This window comes from Azonexus sp. (assembly GCF_049652925.1).
Lineage (GTDB): Bacteria > Pseudomonadota > Gammaproteobacteria > Burkholderiales > Rhodocyclaceae > Azonexus.
Genome location: NZ_JBASFI010000011.1, coordinates 1 through 17,533, shown reverse-complemented (window position 1 = coordinate 17,533; position 17,533 = coordinate 1). Strand labels below are relative to the sequence as shown.

The following is a 17,533-nucleotide window of genomic DNA, read 5'->3' as shown; positions in this document are numbered from 1 at the left end:
GGCCTTTTTCATGAACACTCCACATCCTCCCCTACAAAAAATCCCGCGCGAGATTCACTGCGCGGCGGATTACGAACGCCTGGCCCCGCACTTCATTGCGGCGCCGGGCCTTGCCTACATCGCCGGCGGCTGTGCTGACGAATTGACGCTGGCCGCCAATCGCAACGCCTTCGCCCGGACGCGAATTCTGCCCCGCCTGCTGCGCGACATGCACAACGGCCATACCCGCAGCGAGCTGCTCGGGCGGACCTGGGCGCATCCCATCCTGCTCGCCCCGGTGGCCTATCAGCGGCTGGTCCATCCGCTGGGCGAACTGGAAACGGCGCGGGCGGCCGCCGCCACCGATACCTGCCTGGTGACCAGCACGCTCGCTTCGCAAACGCTCGAAGACATGGCGCGGATGGCTGCTGCCGAGTGCTGGTTCCAGCTCTACATGCAGCCGACGCAGGCTGCCACGGTCGACCTGATAAAACGGGCAGAAATGGCAGGCTACACCGCCCTCGTCGTCACGCTGGATACGGCGATCAAGCTGCCCAGCCGACGCGCCCAGGAGGCCGGCTTTGTCATGCCGCCCGAGGTCATCGAGGCCAATCTGGCCAATTACCCGGTGCCGCCACCCATCGTTCTCGAACCCGGCGCCAGCCGCGTTTTCCAGGGCGCGATGCGCGAAGCGCCGACCTGGAACGATCTGGCCTGGCTGCTCGGCCAGACCCGCCTGCCGGTGCTGATCAAGGGCGTACTCCATCCCGACGACGCAACCCGTCTGCAGGCCATGGGCGTGACCGGATTGATCGTGTCGAATCACGGCGGCCGGGCGCTCGATGGCGTGCCGGCCAGCCTCGACCTCTTGCCGCGCATCCGCCAGGCCGTCGGCGCCGATTTCCCGCTGCTGCTCGACAGCGGCATCCGCTCGGGCAACGACATTTTCAAGGCTCTGGCGCTCGGCGCCGACGCCGTGCTCATCGGCCGCCTGCAGGTATACGCCCTGGCCGTCGCCGGGGCGCTGGGCGTCGCCCACATGCTCAAACTGCTGCGCGAAGAACTGGAGGTCTGCATGGCGCAGGCCGGTTGTGCAACGCTGGCCGACATCGGCCCGGACATGATTTATCGACACGAGGCAACATCATGCTGATTCCCATCGAAGGCGTCCTCAGCAAGGACGAAGTACGTCAGTTCCGCCAGCGGCTCGATGCCGCCGAATGGCAGGACGGGCTGAAAACGGCCGGCACCCTGGCCCGCTCGGTCAAACGCAATCTGCAACTGGAAGACGGCTCGCCGCTGGCCGTCGAACTGGGCAATCTCATCCTGCGCAAGCTGGGCAACAATCCGCTGTTCGTTTCGGCGGCGCTGCCCAACCGCATCTACCCGCCCAAGTTCAACTACTACGCCAATGGCGGCACCTACGGCGCGCATGTCGACAGCGCCGTCATGGCGGTACCGGGCACCAACGTTTCAGTGCGCAGCGACCTTTCGGCAACACTCTTCCTGGCCGAGCCGGAGGAATACGAAGGTGGCGAATTGCAGGTCGAAGGGCCTTTCGGCATCCAGTCAGTCAAGCTGGCGGCTGGTGACATGGTGCTTTACCCGTCGAGCAGCCTGCACTGCGTCACGCCGGTGACCGAAGGCGCCCGCATCGCATCGTTCTTCTGGATCCAGAGCATGGTCCAGAACGACAGTTCGCGCGTCCTCCTCTTCGATCTCGACCAAGCCATCCAGGGCATCACGCCGGCCCTCGCTGCCGACGACCCGCGCCTGCTCAAGCTGACTGGCGTTTATCACAACCTGCTCCGCCAGTGGGCGGTGACCTGAAAACGGAAAAATCATGCTCAAATCGATTGCCTGGGCGCTCGCCGCCCTCTTTGCCGCCAGCCCGGCATTCGCCGACGACAAGGAACTCAACCTCTATTCGGCCCGCCACTACCAGTCCGACGAAGCGCTCTACGCCAACTTTACGCAGCAAACCGGCATCAAGATCAACCGGATCGAAGGCAAGGCGCATGAACTGATCGAGCGTATCCGCAACGAGGGCGCCAACAGCCCGGCTGACGTTTTCATCACGGTCGATGCCGCCAGCCTCGCCGTGGCCGACGCCTGGGGCATCTTTGCACCGGTCAAGTCGAAACTGCTCGAATCGCGCATTCCAGCCCATTTACGTTCGGACAACTGGTTCGCCTTCTCGACGCGGGCGCGCATGATCATCTACAACAAGCGCAAGCTCAAGGCCGAGGATGTGCCGACCTATGAATCCCTGGCCGATCCGAAACTCAAAGGCCTGTATTGCAGCATCCCCGGCGGGCACATCTACAACCTGACATTTGTCGCCTCGATGGTTGCCCACAACGGCGAAGCCAAAACCGAGGAGTGGGCCCGCGGACTGGTCGCCAATTTCGCCCGGGCACCGAAGGGTGGCGACACCGACCAGATCAAGTCGGTAGCCAGTGGCGAGTGTGGCGTGGCGGTCTCCAACAGCTACTACCTGGCCCGCCTGATGGCCTCAGAGAGGGTAGAGGAGCGCAATCTCGTCAAGCGCCTTGGCGTCGTCTGGCCAAACCAGGATGGCCGCGGTACGCACATCAACGTCTCCGGTGGCGGCATGGTCAAGACAGCCAAGCATCGCGAGGCAGCGGTCAAATTCCTCGAATACCTGGCCAGCGACGAAGCGCAGCGTTATTTCGCCAACGGCAACAACGAATGGCCGGCGGTGCCAACCGTCAGCATCAGCAACGAAGAGCTCGACGAGTTGGGCAAGTTCAAAGCCGACAATGTTTCTCTGGTCAAGATTGCCAACCAGTTGTCGGCTGCCCAGAAACTGCTCGACCGGGCCGGCTATCGCTGATCCGGGGGCCGAGCAAACGGCCCCCCCGGTTGCACATGCAATCGTCCAACAGGGTGAGCCAGGGCGGCAGCAAAGCCGCTCTGGCCCACCCTCTGCGCCCACCGGAACACGGTTCTGGACATCACGGGCCAGCAAGCTGCAAGACAATCAAGATTGATTCGCAATAACAATTGACACACATTCTCATTTACGCGAAGATGCGATCAATTCTTGTTTGCAATAGGCGCCTACCATGAACCCGCAGCCCCCCTCTCACGAGTCCACCCGGCTCGCTGAAAAGCCTGAAAACCGCCCACGGATCGATAGCGAAAAAATCCTCGCTGGCGCCTCCACCGTCGAGATCGAACACGCCGGACAACTCTACCTGCTACGCGTCACCCGTGAAAACAAGTTGATCCTGACGAAATAGTTTCTCTCCGTTGCACCTCTCGTTTCCCAAAGCCAGCAAGCACCCGCCAGCCAGCCAAGGGTTTTTTCCCGGCCAGGCGGCAGGCAAAACGTAAAAAATCGCCCATGAGTTACACGCTATCCCGCCCTTCACCCTTCCAGCGCAGCGGCTTGCTAATGATTGTCATTGGCCTGCATATCGGCGTCTTGCTGCTCATCCTGATAGCAAAAACCGTCGTCCCGCAGATTCTCGAAATCCCGCTCGTCGTCGATCTGCTGCCCGCCCCGGAAATCGCCAAACCGCCAGAAGCCAAACCCTTGCCGATGGCCAAGCCGGTGCCGGTCAAGACGGTACAGGCGCCGATACCGAAAGCGCCGACCCCGGTCATTGAAGCCACCCAGAGCAACGTCCCGGCCCCCGCTGCCATCGTCGCTGCCCCGGCCGAGCCCAAGCCGGTTGCCCCACCGGCCGAGCCGGTCAGCCAGGCCCGCTTCGACGCCGATTACCTGAGGAATCCGTCCCCGCCCTACCCGCCGATCGCCCGCCGCATGGGCGAGGAAGGCAAAGTCGTGCTGCGCGTTTCGGTCACCCCGCAGGGCTCGGCCGACAACGTCGAAATCAGGACTTCGTCGGGCAGCCCGCGCCTCGACGAGTCGGCCCAAAAAACAGTTCGCAACTGGAAATTCATACCGGCCAAGCGTGGCGATGTCGCCGTCCAGAGCTGGGTACTGGTCCCCATCATTTTCAAATTGGAGCAATAACATGCAGGAAAATTCGTTTGGTTTCGCGCACCTGTGGGCCAGCGGCGACAGCATTTCGCACGCCGTCGCCATCATTCTCGCCCTGATGTCGATCATCAGCTGGTACCTGATCCTGGCCAAGGCGGTTGACTGGTGGATGGTGCGCCGCGCCGCCAAAGCGCTTGGCGCCTTCTGGTCGGCGAGCAGCGTCGGCGATGGCATTGCCTTGCTCAACCAGGCCGGCAAGGACAGCCCTTACGCCCAGCTGGCCACCCAGGCCAATGGCTGCAACAACGATTGCGAAGCCGCCACCGGCCGCCTCGCCTCGCGTTTCGACCCGGCCGAGCAGATGGAACGCGCCCTGCGCCAGCAACTCTCCACGACCCAAGCCAGTATGGAAAACGGCCTGACCCTGCTCGCCACGACCGGTGCCACCGCGCCTTTCGTCGGCCTGCTCGGCACCGTCTGGGGCATTTACCACGCCCTGATCGCCATCGGCCTGTCCGGTCAGGCGGCGCTCGAGAAGGTCGCCGGCCCGGTCGGCGAGGCGCTGATCATGACCGCCGCCGGCCTCGCCGTCGCGCTGCCCGCCGTCTTCGCCTACAACGCCTTCACCCGCGCCAACCGCGTGATTCTGGCTGACCTCGACGCCTTCGCCCACGACCTGCATGCCTTCTTCACGGTCGGCAAGCCGTTTGTCGCCAACAGCGCGCAGATCCACCCGATGCGCGCCCGCGTTGCGACGGAGGCGGCATAACATGGCCATGGGCAGCTTCAATGCACAGAACCACCAGATGCCGACGGCGGAAATCAACATGACGCCGCTCGTCGATGTGATGCTGGTTTTGCTGATCATCTTCATCATCACCGCGCCGCTCATGACGCATCAGGTGCCGGTCGACCTGCCGCGCGCCTCGAGCACCCCGTCGCCGGAAAAGCCGCTGACCCTGCAGGTCAGCATCGATGCCGACAACCACGTTTTTGTCGCTGCCGAGGCGGTCGACCCCAGCAGCCTCGAAACCCGCTTCCGTGATGCCGTGGCGCAGGACGCCAAGGTCGAAATGCACCTGCGGGCCGACCGCGCGACGCGCTACGAAACGGTGGCCGAAACGATGAGCGCCGCCCGTCGAGCCGGCCTGACCAAGATCGGCTTCGTGACGCAGCCGGGGGCTGCGCCGCTGTAAAAATTTCGCTTTAAAACCATCCTCAAGCCAGCCACGCGTATGCCCAGCCAGCCAGAGAAACCAGGGAGTCCACTAACATGCAAACGATCAAAAAACTTGTTTCAGCACTGGCTTTAACCGCCGCCCTGGCCACTCCGGCCCTGGCCCTCGAATACCCAATCGGCGTGCCGCAGCAGCGCAACGGCATGGAAATCGCCGCGGTTTATCTGCAGCCTGTGGAAATGGAACCGGAAGGCATGATGAAGAAGGCTGCAGACTCCGACATTCACCTCGAAGCCGACATTCACGCGCTGGCCAACAATCCCAACGGTTTCGAGGAAGGCGCGTGGATGCCTTACCTGGCCATCAAGTTTGAGGTTTCCAAGATCGGAGGCGACTTCAAGGTGGCCGGCGATTTCATGCCGATGGTTGCCAACGATGGCCCGCATTACGGCGACAACGTCAAGCTGGCCGGCCCGGGCAAGTACAAGGTCAAATACACCATCCTGCCGCCTTCCGCCAACCCGCATTCGCATTTCGGCCGCCACACCGACCGTGCCACCGGCGTTCGCCCGTGGTTCAAGCCGTTTGAAGTCGAGTACGAATTCACCTACGTCGGCATCGGCAAAAAAGGCGGCTACTGATCATGAAACTCGCCAAGATTACCGCTGCGCTGGTCGTGGCGGGGCTGGCCATGCCTGCGCTGGCCGGCCCCAAGGAAATCGAGTTGCTGAATAAGCTGACGGCGCGGCTCGAAAAGCTCGAAGCCCGCAATGCCGAGCTGGAAAAGAAGCTCGAAGCACGCAACGTCGAGATGGAAAAACAGGTCAAGACGCTCAAGACCGAGAGCGACGAGATCGCCAAGGGCCTCGACAGCCCGCGACTTTCCGAAAGCGAGCCGGAACTGACGGTGCGCCTCAAGGCCGTGGAAAAAGACGCGCTGGGCATGAAGAAGGCCGCGAGAATCGCCGAAGGACTTGAAGGCATCAAGGTTGGCGCCTCACTGGCCACGGTTGGCCAGTTCGCCTCCGGGCTGCCGAAAGATATCGAGAACGGCAGCGCCCAGCTCAACTACCGCGCCGACGTCTCGGTCGAACTGCCGCTGGCGCCGATTGGCGACATCGACCACAAGCTGTTCGCCCATCTGCGCATGGGTCAGGGCCTCGGCCTCAACGCCGCTTTCTCGCGCCTCGGCCATTTCGCCAGCGCGCCGAATGCGCTGGCCTTCCGCGCCTCGGGCAGCAGCCCGGACGACTCGGTGACCATCCTCGGCCAAGCCTGGTACCAGGCGGCGATTCCGCTGCCCTTCCTCGGTTTCAAGCCTTATTCGCGGGAAACCCTGGAGCTGACCTTCGGCAAAATGGACATCTTCGGCTTCTTCGACCAGAACGCCGCGGCTGGCGACGAGGCCAAGCAGTTCCTCAATTCCGTCTTCGTCCATAACCCGCTGCTCGATGCTGCCGGCGAAGTCGGCGTCGATGCCAACGGCTTCCAGCCGGGCTTTGTCGCCTCGTATCTGAATTACGTCGACAAGATGCAGCCGTGGCGACTGTCGGTCGGCCTCTTCGGCGCCGGCGACAAGGGCGCCAACTACCAGCGCAGCCTGTCCTCGCCGCTGCTCATGGTGCAGGCCGAGACGCAACTCAAGCTGTTCGGCGGCTTGACCGGCAATTACCGGGTCTACGGCTGGAACCGCAGCCAGGGCACCGATTTCGACGGTACGCTGAGCAAACACACCGGCGTCGGCGTCTCGGTCGACCAGCGCGTCGGCGACGGCATCAAGCTCTTCGCCCGCTACGGCAAGCTGATCGATGGCGAACTGCCGTTCAACCAGGCGGCCACGCTCGGCGCCGAGTTCTCCGGCAGCTATTGGGGCCGCGGTGCGGACAGTCTGGGCATTGCCGGCGCCTGGCTGCAATCGGGCAAGGGCTATCGGGCGACGACGGCGACCACCTGGCTCGACGAAGCACAGACCCAAAGCGCCTTCACCTTCACCCCCAAGGGCGCCGAAAAGCTGGCCGAAATCTATTACCGCTACCGCATTTCGCCGCAATTCGAGCTGTCGCCTGACCTCCAGTTCGTCAGCAACGGCGGCGGCAATGGTGACGCCAAGTCGGTCAAGGTCTTCGCCCTGCGCGCCAACATCGCCTACTAAGGAAGCCCCATGAAAACCGCCCGCCTGCTTTTCATTTTTAGCCTTTTTTTCCAGTTGACCGTGGCATCGGCTGACGACATGCCGACCATCAAGCTGCTCATGAAGGACGGCCGCCTCCACCCGGAAACACTGGAAGTGCCGGCCATGACGCGCTTTCGGCTGGAGGTGAAGAATGAAGGGCCGGGCGCGGCGGAATTCGAGAGCCTGGAATTGAAGAAGGAACTGGTCCTCGCCCCCGGCGTAACGCGGAATCTGGTGTTTTTCCCGATGAAACCGGGGACGTACAAGTTCTTTGACGATTTTCATCCGGAAACCGGGCAGGGAAAGATCGTCGCCAAGTAATAACCGCCAGCCAGCCAAATCTATAAATAGCCAGCAAGCACGGAGCACAGCATGGGTAACGCATTTTTTGTCGTCTGGCGCGAAAGCCTCGAAGCTTTCCTGATCGCCGGCATTCTCTACGCCTGGTTGCAGGCCAACGACACGACCGGCAAGGGCAAGCGCGCCCTGTTCATCGGCCTCGGCGCCGGCGTCGGGCTGGCCCTGCTGCTCGGCTGGGCGCTGCTCACGGTGCAGGACGAGCTGACCGGCGAGGCGCTGGAAATTTTCCAGACCGCCACGCTCTTCGTCGCCGCCGGGCTGATCACCCAGATGGTGCTGTGGATGCGCAAACATGGCCGGACGATGAAAGCCCGGCTACATGCCGACCTCGCCGCCGCCCGCGAACGCTCTGGCTATTTCGGCGTCGCCGTCGTGGCCGCGCTGGCCGTTGCCCGCGAAGGCGCCGAGACGGTGATTTTCCTTTACGGCATGGCGCAGGAAGGCGATCTCAGCGCCCTGCTCATGGGTTCGCTGGCCGGTTTTGCCGGCGCTGGCGCCACCGCCTGGCTGGCCGCCAAAAGCCTGGCCAAACTCAACATCGGCCTGCTTCTGCGCCTGTCATCGATCCTCCTGCTCATCCTCGCCTCGGCCCTGCTCATCGCCGCCATCGACCGCCTGATCGGCGCCGGCTATCTGCCGCCGCTGCTCGACCCGGTGTGGGATACCTCGATGCTGATCGACGACACGACCAAGGCCGGCAAGCTGCTCGCCGACTTCTCCGGCTACCGCGCCCGCCCGGCCCTGAGCAGCCTGCTCGTCTGGGCCGCCTACTGGGGCGTCGTGCTGTTTGCCTGGCGGAGAACCGGCCGTGGCTGAACACGTCATCCAGTTCCACCCCAGCCGCCCGCAGAGTCGGGTGGAAAAAATAGGCCTTTTTCTCAGAAACAATCGCCGGTCGATCATCGCCGTCCAGTGGGTCATCGTCGTTCTCTACGCGGCGATGGTCATCATCCCGGCGTTTATCCCCTTGCCTGCCGAAGACGCGCACATCTGGGACAACCTCCGGCTGTTCGCCCAATTCTGCTTCTGGGGCCTGTGGTGGCCGGGCGTCATGATCGCTACGGTAACCATGGGCCGAGTCTGGTGCGGCCTGTTCTGCCCGGAAGGCGCCATTTCCGAATGGGTCAGCCAGTACGGCCGGGGCAAGGCGCTGCCGCGCTGGCTCAAATGGACCGGCTGGCCCTTCGTCGCTTTCGTGATGACCACGGTGTACGGCCAGCTGGTCAGCGTTTACGAATACCCGCAAGCAGCGCTGCTGGTCCTCGGCGGCTCGACCGTCGCCGCCATCGGCATCGGCCTGCTCTACGGCCGCGAAAAGCGCATCTGGTGCCGCTACCTGTGCCCGGCCTCCGGCGTTTTCGCCGTCCTCGCCAAGATCGCCCCGCTCCATTACAAGGTCGACCGCGACGCCTGGGACAAGCATCAGGGGGATTTTGAACCGGTCAACTGCGCCCCACTGCTCGACGTCCGCCGCATGACCAGCGCCTCCGAATGCCACAGCTGCGGCCGCTGCGCCGGCCAGCGCGACGCCGTCACCTATTCCGCCCGCTCGCCGTTCAGCGAAATCCTCGATTTCAACAATGTAGCCCGCACGCCCGATGCGCTGACGCTCGTCTACGGCGTCCTCGGCGTTGCCACCGCCGCCTTCCAATGGACGCTCAGCCCCTGGCTGCTCAGCGCCAAACTGGCCGCCGCCGAATGGCTCGTCGACCACGACCACTTCGCCCTGCTCGATAACGACGTGCCGTGGTGGCTGCTCACCCATTACCCGGAAGCCAGCGACCTGTTCACCTGGCTTGACGGCGCGCTGATCCTCGCCTACCTGCTCGGCGGCGGCTTCCTGCTCGGCAGCCTGCTCCTGATCGGCCCGGCCCTCGCCGCCCGTATTCTCAAAACCGAACACCTGACCTGGCAACGCTTCACCCTGGCGCTAACCCCGCTCGCTGCCGCCAGCGTCATCCTCGGCCTGTCGATGCTCACCGTCACCCACCTCAAGGCCGAACACCTGTGGCTCGGCTGGCTGCCGTATTTCCGCATCGGATTGCTCTCGGCGGGTTGCCTCGGCAGCCTGTGGCTGGCTTTGCAGCTGGTTCTACGGTCAACCGGAAAAAATGCCCAAAAATGGAATGCCGGGATCGCGATGCTGTGGCCGGTCGGGCTCATGGCAACGGTCTGGACGCTGGTTTTCTTTGTTTGGTGAGCGATCTCGGCCATTGGAGTTCGTGCTTGAATTGATTGAGGGACAAAACCAGATCAAACAGAAATCTTTTCTGCGACAGCGCCGTTAAAATGAAGGCAATAGGGATTGGGCCCCTATTGTTTGTGTTGGCCCGCTTTGGCAACCGGGTCGGCGCATTGCCGCACACCCTTGTACTAGACGACCAGCGCCGCCCCTGCACCCAACGCACCGGCGAGATCACCTCCGACGGGCTTGACCAAGCCGTCGTCAACTGCACCAAAGCCGAAACAACGTGACCACCTTCGCCTCTGCCTCCGCCGCCAATGCCATCCTGCTCGTCGGCCACCCCAACGTCGGCAAATCCGTCCTCTTTCACCGCCTGACCGGGGCTTACGTCAACGTCTCGAACTACCCCGGCACCACCGTCGAAGTCACCCGCGCCAGCGCCCGTTTCGACCGCGAGGCGATGCTCCTCGATACACCCGGCGTGCTCGCCCTGCCCTCGCGCAGCGACGATGAAAGGGCGACGATGAGCGCCCTGCTCAACGAGGAAACCCGCTGTCTGGTGCAGGTCGGCGACGCCAAGAACCTGCGTCGCACACTCACTTTGACCGCCCTGCTGGCCGAACTCGGCGTGCCGATGGTATTGGCGCTGAACATGCACGACGAGGCGGCGGCACGGGGCGTCATCGTCGATATTCCGGCGCTTGCCGAAGAGCTCGGCATCCCGGTCGTCGCCACTGTCGCCACCGGCGGCGACGGGGTCGGCGAACTCACCGCCAAACTTGGCCATGCCAAGCCCCCACAAGCCTTGCTGCGCTACGACCGCGACATTGAAGCGGCCATTGCCGAGACCACCGCCGCCATCACCCGCCTTGCCCCGCACCCGCAACTGGCCGCCCGTGGCCTGGCCATTCTTTACCTCGGCGGAGACTCCCAGGTTGCCGCGTGGCTCAGCGAAAAATCCGGCGAACAATTTGCCGAACTGGAAGCCCTGCGCCAGCAAGCCGATCAACGCAACGACGGAAAACTGGCCCCGCTGCTCGCCCGCGAACGTACCGAAGCCGCCGATGCGCTGTCCACGGCAGCGATCCGCCGCGCCGCCAAAAGCAGTCCGCTGCTGTCGCAACGCATTGGGCAATACGTCGTTGATCCTGTCTGGGGCATTCCCATTCTGCTCGGCGTGCTCTATCTCATTTACGAGTTTGTTGGCGTTTTCGGTGCAACCACGCTGGTCGGGCTGCTTGAAGAAGATCTCTTTGAAGGCATCCTGAATCCGGCCGTCACCGGGCTCGTCAACAACATGATCGGCGCGCCCTGGCTGCACGAATTGCTGGTCGGCCAGTACGGCCTGTGGACCATGGGCATGACCTATGCCCTGGCCCTGATCCTGCCCATCGTCACCACCTTCTTCTTCGCCTTCGGCGTCCTCGAAGATTCCGGCTACCTGCCGCGCCTGACGGTGATCGCCAACCGGATGTTCTCGATGATCGGCCTCAACGGCCGCGCCGTGCTGCCCATGGTCCTCGGCCTCGGCTGCGTGACGATGGCAACGCTGACGACGCGCATCCTGCACAGCCCACGCGAGCGGCTGATCACCATCTTCCTGCTCGCCCTTGCGATTCCCTGCTCGGCGCAATTGGGCGTCGTCCTCGGCATGCTCGGCGGCGTTTCCTTCACCGCCGTGCTCGTCTGGGCGCTGGCGATGGTCGGCATCCTGCTGCTCGCCGGCTTTCTCGCTGCCAAGTTGATCCCTGGCCGGCGCATTCCGCTGGTCACCGAACTGCCGCCGATGCGCCTGCCCATCCTCGGCAACGTGTTGAAAAAAACCGGCGGCCGGCTCAAGTGGTATCTGATTGAAGTGATTCCGCTTTTCCTGCTCGGCACCTTCATCATGTATTCGCTCGACAAATCGGGCGCCCTGCCCTGGATCATCGAAGCCGGCGAACCGCTCGTCTCGGGTTGGCTCGGCCTGCCCAAGGAAGCCTCGGCTGCCTTCGTCATGGGCTTCCTGCGCCGCGATTTCGGCGCCACCGGCCTGTTCGCCATGGCCCATACGCTCGACCCGATACAGGCCGTCGTCGGCATGATCACCATTACCCTGTTCATCCCCTGCTTCGCCAGCCTCATGATGATGGTCAAGGAACAAGGCAGCAAAGTCGCCCTCGGCATGGTCGCCGTCATCGTCCCCTTCGCCTTCCTTATCGGCGGCCTGTTCAACATCGTTCTCCGAGCCGTCTGGTCATGAGCCCCAAACACGAAGCCCGCCTCCCCCTCGCCTTCATCGCGCCCGGCACCGTCGTTTTCCTGGCGGCCTTTGGCGACGAAATCGACCCGCTGCAACGCGAACAACTCACCGCCTACGGCCTCGCCGAATCCCGCCCCATGAAGGTGCTGCAACAGCGCCCGATGACCGTCATCCTGGCCGACGAGGTCGAACTGGCGCTGGAACACGCGGTCGCCCGGCATATCTGGGTGAACAAGGGCGCGGCCAGCGCATAGATCGCCCGGAAGCACCCAATTTATCGTCACAGCCAGTCGCTGATCGGCAGCCTCTACGCCGACGGCCATCATCCCGGCGTTTGCGTGTGTCGTTTTTATAAATGCCACGCAGCACCACAAACTGATAGGGGTCACCCCTATTGCTCTGCTATTGCTGAACAGGCTCAGCTTTCGATCAACTTGCCAGCGTCAGCAATCAGATCCGTGACGGCGGACTCCTCAATCTCCCGAAATCCTTCGTATTCGGCCAGATTCCGCTCCTGGTGGGCGTTATCCAGAAAGCGCCATTGAATGGCGGACCAACCCCTATCTCCCGAACAATTTCTGCAACTCTTTACCCAGCGCTTCCTTGGCCTTTTCCTTGAGCTGACTCTTGGCGACTTCGACCAGCAGTTTGTCCAGTTCCAGCGTGTAGGCGATCTGGCTGTAGGGGCCGCGCAGGCGCAGCGGTACGCTGATGCCCTTGAGCTGCACCAGTTCCGAGCCGGGGCCGGTCAGGGAATCGTCGACACTGACCTTGGCAAGATAGTCGACCCGGTCGTGCCCGATGTCGATGTCGCCCTCCCCGGCCAGGCGCACGACGGGTGATTTCAGCGACAGGTCGTTATTCCGGGCGACGCCGCCGTCAATGTTGAAGCTGGCGGTCATCCCGGAAAAATCGGTCTTTTCCGCCGTATCGGCAGTGCCACTCACGGCCTGCTTGCCACCCAGCAAGTTCTTGGCGCTGCGCAGCAATTTCGCCACGTTGATGCCCTTGATGGCGCCATCGCGCAAGTCGAGTGCTGCCTTGCCGGCCAGCCCCCGCTTGAGGGCAGAGACCGTATCGCCGCGCGTCGTGACGTCGAGCGAGACGTTGCCGTGCCCTTCGAGAAAGTCCTTGTCGGCCAGATCCTTGAGCAGCGGCGAGATGTCGATGCCGCGCAGGTTCTGGCGCAGGGAAAACTGGTTGCTGGCGGCGTTGACCGTGAGCGCCCCGTCGAGCGATCCGCCGTAGAGGCTGGCGCGCAGCGGTGCGACCTGCAGACGACCATTGGCCACCTCGATCTGCATGTCTAGTCCGCTGAGTTTGAGCTTGTGGGCCTGCAGTCGCCCGATCTTGATGGCGCCCTTGAGATCAAGCCCTTTGAGCGCCGACAGATCGATCTTCGCCTCCGCCCCGGCCGTTTCGGCTTTGGTGGTCGCATTGCCGGCTGACCCGGCCTTCTTCGGCGGTAGATAGCGGTCGACGTTGAGCTGGTCGATGCCGAGGGTAAAATCCAAGGCCAGTGGCGAGAAGCGCTCGACCAGCAGCTTGAGGTCCATCTGCGAGTCGTCGAGACGGGTCTTGAGGGCAAAGTCGGCCCGCTGGCGGCCGAGGTCGGCCGTCAAGCGACCGTCCATCGGCAGCTTGACCTGCTTCATGGGCAACGCCGGGCTGCTTACCTCAAGGCTGCCGGCCAGCTTGGCTAGCGTAAGGATTTTGTCCTTGCCATTGACGCTGACCGGCGAGGTCAGATCAGCTTTGAACTCGGCTTCGCCGACTTTTCCGTCAAGCCCGAAAGCGAGGTTGCGGATGGTCAGTGCGTCGAGCGAGCCGGCCAGATCCTGCAGCGCAATTTTGGCCGCCACCTTCTTGCCGGCACTTTCCAGCGTGGCTGTGAAAGTCACCGTCTCGCCCTTGGCCTCGCCGGCCGTCAGCACCATGCCCGGCGTTTCAAGGGCGAGGACGAAACGGTCGGCGCCGGAGCTGCCCTGCGTCGCCAGCTTGAGTTTTTCGACCGAGAAACGCTTGCTCCCGGTATGGCCGGACAAGGCGCCGGTCGACAGGTCGAGGTCGGAAATCTCGGAGGTCTTGCCGCTCGCCTCGTCGCGCCAACTGATGCGCACATTGCGCAGCTCCAACCCGGCAACATCGATTTCCAGCGGCTCGCCCGGCTTGCCGGCCGCTGCCTCCGGCGCCGCGCCGGGCGCCGGTTTGCCACGTGTCAGGTCGTCGATATTGAGCGAGCCATCCTTGTGCTTGATGAGATTGACGGTCAGACCATCGATTTCAATGCGCCTGGCTTCCAGTCGCTTGCTGAGCAACGGCATGACGGCAACCGCGATGCGCGCCGAAGAGAGTTTGAGGAATTCGCTACGACCGTCCGCTTCGGAAAGGCCAAGCTGCCCGACGCGAACGGCTACGTCCGGCCAGACCGAGAGGCCAAGCTCGCCGCCGATGGTCAACTGCCGGCCGGTCTTGGCCGCCACCTGCTCGACCAGTTGCTGCTTGATCGCCGCCTCGTCGAACAGCGCGTACAACACGCCGGCCGCCACGACCAGCAAGCCGACCAGTACGGCAACGCCTATCCCCAGTTTGCGAACGACAGTCATGCTTTACCTCGTATTCGTTTCGATTCAGCTTTCAGACTAGCAGCCTGTGAAAATTACGTTTCAATAATTGCAAAAGGGGGCATAAAGCCCCCTTCCCGCCTATCCCACGGTCAACCGGAAAATTCGGCCAAAAATGAAATGCCAGGCGGCCATCCAGCAACCAGGCTCAGGCCGCGAGACTCAACGGCTCGCAGCGCCGCAGCAGTTGCCGGGTCAACGGGCTGTGGCCGCGGGTCGGCTGACGCTCGGCGCAGAGTGCGGTGGCCAGATTGTGCTGGCCGGCCCGCAGCGCCGCTTCGATCAGCGTCAGGTCGAGCAGGTCGCGCTGGGCATGGCTGCCCCCGAAGCGGTGGGCGATTTCACGTAGCGGGCGCAGCAGGCGTACGGTGTCGCCGTAGGCCCCCTGGCCGAAGGCCTTGAGGGCGAGCGTCAGCGGATGCCCGACCTCACGGGTGAAGGCTTCGTTGTCGTCATTGCCGAGCAATACGGCTTTCTGCGTTTGCAGTACCTCGCCGATGGCCTCGGCGCGTCGAGCGCCGACAAAGGCCATCACCGCATGCACGTCGTTGAAGGCGTAGGTGCCGGCCGTGGCCAGCGGCTGCCAGCCATCGGCCACCGTCGACCAGCGCTGGCCGAGGTCTACGCCGCGCAGGTGCAGGCGCCACAGCAGGGCCGAGGCGTCGATCATGTCGAGCACCATGGTCGAGCGTTCGCCGTGAATGGGGCCATCAAACAGCGCCAGCACTTCGTCGATCTCGCCCAGCTCGAGGTGAAAAAGGGCCAGATGCCACCACAGATGCACCTTGAAGAAGCTGTCGGTGGACCAGGCGGCGGGATCGGCACGCATCCAGGCGATGCCGTCGTGCGTGCGGCATTGCATTTCCAAGACATGGGCGACGGCGTGTTGGGCCCAGCCGTCGCGCGGCTCAAGCTCGATGGCTACCCGGCCTTGCGCCTCGGCCCGGCCGTAGTCGGCCGTTTCCTCGAGACCGAAGGCATGCATACCCAGTAGGGCGTGATAGCCCGGCAAGTCCGGCGACCAGGCGGGCAGCGCGCGGGCGATGCGGTCGCGCAGCATCCGGGAATTGCCGACGTAGAAATCAGCCAGATGCCCGGCCTGCAAGGCGAGGATGTCGTGCGGGTGGTCGATGCTGACATCTTCGAGCAGCTGTCCGGCGCGACGCCATTGCCCGTCGAGCATTTGCGCGACGGCATCGATATGGCCGCGCTCGCGGGCATTGGCCGGCATGCCGACGGTCGCGGCGAGGCATTGACGCGCCACGGGAATGGCGGCTGGCTCGGTGCCGAGCAAATGGAGATAAGCCTTGAGGATATGGCCCATGACAAATTCAGGGCTGGCTGCGATGGCGGCGTCGACGCTGGCCACCGGGTCTTCGATATAGCACTGGAACTGGCGCAAAGCGCGCCGGAAATGGCCCAGGCTCTCGGCGCTGGCGCCGGAATACGAAAGATTCAGATCGTCGTGGATGATCATTATTTTGCTCCTTTGGGGTGGAAAGTTTCGCGGTCGATTGGCGTCGTCTCGAGCCAAGAAAGCCGGAACGCGCACAGTGCCAAGGTAGTCTCATGACAATTGACCCGCCATATCCGGGGCGCCTGAAGATTTGACCAGGGCGCCGGAGACTTGTTCTCGGAGGCGAAAGATGGATGTCCTTTCCGAAGTCTTTGCCGCCGTGCGTTTCTCGGGCGGCGTCTTTCTCGATGCCGAATTCACCGCGCCGTGGTGCGTCCTGTCGCAGGTCGGGCCGGAGGAATTTCACGCCGAGGGCCGGATGCCAGCCCACCTGATCGCCTATCACTACGTCGTCGAAGGGCAGATGTTTGTGCACATCGACGACGCCCCGGCCATCGCCGCGCAGGCTGGCGAAATCGTTCTCCTGCCGAGCAATGCCCGGCACGTGCTGGGCAGCGCCCCGGGACTCCGGGCGGAAGTCATCGACAGTGCGGTGCAGGCACCGAGCGAGCCGGGACCAGCCATACTGCGCTACGGTGGGGGCGGTGAGCCGACGCGTATCGTCTGCGGCTACCTCGGCAGCGATAGCGCCGACAATCTGCTGCTCAAGGCCCTGCCGCCGCTGCTCAAGCTCGGCGTCCGCGACGGCAGCAGCGGCGCCTGGCTGGAAAGTTCGTTCCGTCACGCCGCCAGCGAATTCGGGACAAGCGGCACCGGCTCGACCGCGATCCTCGGCAAACTGGCCGAACTGCTGTTTGTCGAGGGTGTCCGCCGTTATCTTGCAGCCTTGCCCGCCGGCCAGACCGGCTGGCTCGCCGGCTTGAGCGACCGCATGGTCGGGCGGGCACTCGCCCTCCTGCACGCCCGCGTCGCCCACCCATGGACAACAGAAGAACTGGCGCAAGAGGTCGGGCTATCGCGCTCCGCCTTTGCCGAGCGCTTCACCAGCCTGATCGGCATGCCGCCCATGCGCTATCTGGCCAACTGGCGCCTGCAACTGGCTGCCGCCCGGCTGCGCGAAAGCACCGCCGCCACGGCACAAATCGCCAGCGAGGTCGGCTATGAATCTGACGCCGCCTTCAACCGAGCCTTCAAGCGGACCTTCGCAACGACGCCAGCTGCATGGCGCAAGCGGGGCTAGGCATTTACCGCGGCGGGCGCCGAATACGGTGGGCAAGGCAGGGTTGCAAGCAAGCCAAAGGGTTCAGAGTGATAAAGTTTTTGGGAATCACTATAGGGGACAGACCCTGAGGTTTCCCCGCAGATTTCCAATTTAGATCAATTGGTTAAGATCAAGTAATGCATGCATGACACCGTTAAAACCTTCATCGCGGTGACCAAACGTTGATGGAGGTGGGCCATG

At 63.3% G+C, this 17,533-nt stretch carries 17 protein-coding genes; 15 read left to right on the top strand and 2 right to left on the bottom strand.

Annotated features, from left to right (window positions below; genetic code table 11):
• Positions 1–10 precede the first annotated feature (10 nt).
• From WBK19_RS04045 to WBK19_RS03980, 14 genes are all read left to right on the top strand, one after another.
• On the top strand, positions 11–1,132 hold the full coding sequence (locus tag WBK19_RS04045) for an alpha-hydroxy acid oxidase (protein ID WP_511287177.1): 1,122 nt from the start codon (positions 11–13) through the stop codon (positions 1,130–1,132).
• On the top strand, positions 1,126–1,809 hold the full coding sequence (locus WBK19_RS04040) for a Fe2+-dependent dioxygenase (protein ID WP_511287175.1): 684 nt from the start codon (positions 1,126–1,128) through the stop codon (positions 1,807–1,809). The genes WBK19_RS04045 and WBK19_RS04040 overlap by 7 nt, the downstream gene beginning before the upstream one ends.
• A 13-nt stretch (positions 1,810–1,822) precedes the next feature.
• Complete coding sequence (locus WBK19_RS04035) at positions 1,823–2,836, top strand: extracellular solute-binding protein (protein ID WP_511287174.1); 1,014 nt, start codon at positions 1,823–1,825, stop codon at positions 2,834–2,836.
• 232 nt (positions 2,837–3,068) lie between these two features.
• Positions 3,069–3,245: a hemin uptake protein HemP gene (hemP, locus tag WBK19_RS04030; protein WP_511287172.1), complete on the top strand. Its 177-nt coding sequence runs from the start codon at positions 3,069–3,071 to the stop codon at positions 3,243–3,245.
• A 104-nt stretch (positions 3,246–3,349) separates the two neighbouring features.
• Positions 3,350–3,985: an energy transducer TonB gene (locus WBK19_RS04025; RefSeq protein WP_511287170.1), complete on the top strand. Its 636-nt coding sequence runs from the start codon at positions 3,350–3,352 to the stop codon at positions 3,983–3,985.
• Position 3,986: 1 nt separating this feature from the next.
• Positions 3,987–4,721 (top strand): MotA/TolQ/ExbB proton channel family protein, encoded by a 735-nt coding sequence (locus WBK19_RS04020; RefSeq protein ID WP_511287169.1) that lies wholly within the window; start codon positions 3,987–3,989, stop codon positions 4,719–4,721.
• Position 4,722: 1 nt separating this feature from the next.
• A complete protein-coding gene (locus WBK19_RS04015) occupies positions 4,723–5,148 on the top strand; it encodes an ExbD/TolR family protein (RefSeq protein ID WP_511287167.1) in 426 nt (141 codons plus the stop codon).
• 77 nt (positions 5,149–5,225) lie between these two features.
• Positions 5,226–5,771, top strand: coding sequence for an iron transporter (locus WBK19_RS04010; RefSeq protein WP_511287165.1), 546 nt, complete (start codon positions 5,226–5,228; stop codon positions 5,769–5,771).
• 2 nt (positions 5,772–5,773) lie between these two features.
• A complete protein-coding gene (locus tag WBK19_RS04005; RefSeq protein WP_511287163.1) occupies positions 5,774–7,282 on the top strand; it encodes a carbohydrate porin in 1,509 nt (502 codons plus the stop codon).
• Between the two features lie 9 nt (positions 7,283–7,291).
• The gene (locus WBK19_RS04000; protein WP_226404304.1) at positions 7,292–7,624 is read left to right on the top strand and encodes a cupredoxin domain-containing protein; all 333 of its coding nucleotides are present in this window, start codon (positions 7,292–7,294) and stop codon (positions 7,622–7,624) included.
• Positions 7,625–7,675: 51 nt separating this feature from the next.
• Complete coding sequence (locus WBK19_RS03995; RefSeq protein WP_511287161.1) at positions 7,676–8,479, top strand: FTR1 family iron permease; 804 nt, start codon at positions 7,676–7,678, stop codon at positions 8,477–8,479.
• Positions 8,472–9,863 carry a 4Fe-4S binding protein gene (locus WBK19_RS03990; protein WP_511287159.1) on the top strand — a complete coding sequence of 464 codons (1,392 nt, stop codon included), beginning with the start codon at positions 8,472–8,474 and terminating at the stop codon, positions 9,861–9,863. Before WBK19_RS03995 ends, WBK19_RS03990 begins: the two co-directional genes overlap by 8 nt.
• Before the next feature lie 271 nt (positions 9,864–10,134).
• The gene (feoB, locus tag WBK19_RS03985; protein WP_511287157.1) at positions 10,135–12,090 is read left to right on the top strand and encodes a ferrous iron transport protein B; all 1,956 of its coding nucleotides are present in this window, start codon (positions 10,135–10,137) and stop codon (positions 12,088–12,090) included.
• Positions 12,087–12,344, top strand: a complete 258-nt coding sequence (locus tag WBK19_RS03980) for a ferrous iron transport protein A (RefSeq protein ID WP_511287155.1) — start codon at positions 12,087–12,089, stop codon at positions 12,342–12,344. Before feoB ends, WBK19_RS03980 begins: the two co-directional genes overlap by 4 nt.
• A gap of 306 nt (positions 12,345–12,650) precedes the next feature.
• Here the strand turns inward: WBK19_RS03980 and WBK19_RS03975 are convergent, their stop codons facing one another.
• Positions 12,651–14,696: an AsmA family protein gene (locus WBK19_RS03975; RefSeq protein ID WP_511287154.1), complete on the bottom strand. Its 2,046-nt coding sequence runs from the start codon at positions 14,694–14,696 to the stop codon at positions 12,651–12,653.
• A 166-nt stretch (positions 14,697–14,862) separates the two neighbouring features.
• Positions 14,863–16,191: a tetratricopeptide repeat protein gene (locus WBK19_RS03970; protein WP_511287152.1), complete on the bottom strand. Its 1,329-nt coding sequence runs from the start codon at positions 16,189–16,191 to the stop codon at positions 14,863–14,865.
• A gap of 169 nt (positions 16,192–16,360) precedes the next feature.
• On the opposite strand from WBK19_RS03970, the gene WBK19_RS03965 reads away from it, so the two are divergent.
• A complete protein-coding gene (locus tag WBK19_RS03965; RefSeq protein WP_511287150.1) occupies positions 16,361–17,311 on the top strand; it encodes an AraC family transcriptional regulator in 951 nt (316 codons plus the stop codon).
• Positions 17,312–17,533: the final 222 nt, after the last annotated feature.

Bases quoted from the DNA above. Each gene is read 5' to 3' on its own strand.
- WBK19_RS04045 (WP_511287177.1), top strand. From the start codon at position 11: ATGAACACTCCACATCCTCCCCTACAAAAAATCCCGCGCGAGATTCAC.
- WBK19_RS04040 (WP_511287175.1), top strand. From the start codon at position 1,126: ATGCTGATTCCCATCGAAGGCGTCCTCAGCAAGGACGAAGTACGTCAG.
- WBK19_RS04035 (WP_511287174.1), top strand. From the start codon at position 1,823: ATGCTCAAATCGATTGCCTGGGCGCTCGCCGCCCTCTTTGCCGCCAGC.
- hemP (WP_511287172.1), top strand. From the start codon at position 3,069: ATGAACCCGCAGCCCCCCTCTCACGAGTCCACCCGGCTCGCTGAAAAG.
- WBK19_RS04025 (WP_511287170.1), top strand. From the start codon at position 3,350: ATGAGTTACACGCTATCCCGCCCTTCACCCTTCCAGCGCAGCGGCTTG.
- WBK19_RS04020 (WP_511287169.1), top strand. From the start codon at position 3,987: ATGCAGGAAAATTCGTTTGGTTTCGCGCACCTGTGGGCCAGCGGCGAC.
- WBK19_RS04015 (WP_511287167.1), top strand. From the start codon at position 4,723: ATGGCCATGGGCAGCTTCAATGCACAGAACCACCAGATGCCGACGGCG.
- WBK19_RS04010 (WP_511287165.1), top strand. From the start codon at position 5,226: ATGCAAACGATCAAAAAACTTGTTTCAGCACTGGCTTTAACCGCCGCC.
- WBK19_RS04005 (WP_511287163.1), top strand. From the start codon at position 5,774: ATGAAACTCGCCAAGATTACCGCTGCGCTGGTCGTGGCGGGGCTGGCC.
- WBK19_RS04000 (WP_226404304.1), top strand. From the start codon at position 7,292: ATGAAAACCGCCCGCCTGCTTTTCATTTTTAGCCTTTTTTTCCAGTTG.
- WBK19_RS03995 (WP_511287161.1), top strand. From the start codon at position 7,676: ATGGGTAACGCATTTTTTGTCGTCTGGCGCGAAAGCCTCGAAGCTTTC.
- WBK19_RS03980 (WP_511287155.1), top strand. From the start codon at position 12,087: ATGAGCCCCAAACACGAAGCCCGCCTCCCCCTCGCCTTCATCGCGCCC.
- WBK19_RS03975 (WP_511287154.1), bottom strand. From the start codon at position 14,696: ATGACTGTCGTTCGCAAACTGGGGATAGGCGTTGCCGTACTGGTCGGC.
- WBK19_RS03970 (WP_511287152.1), bottom strand. From the start codon at position 16,191: ATGATCATCCACGACGATCTGAATCTTTCGTATTCCGGCGCCAGCGCC.
- WBK19_RS03965 (WP_511287150.1), top strand. From the start codon at position 16,361: ATGGATGTCCTTTCCGAAGTCTTTGCCGCCGTGCGTTTCTCGGGCGGC.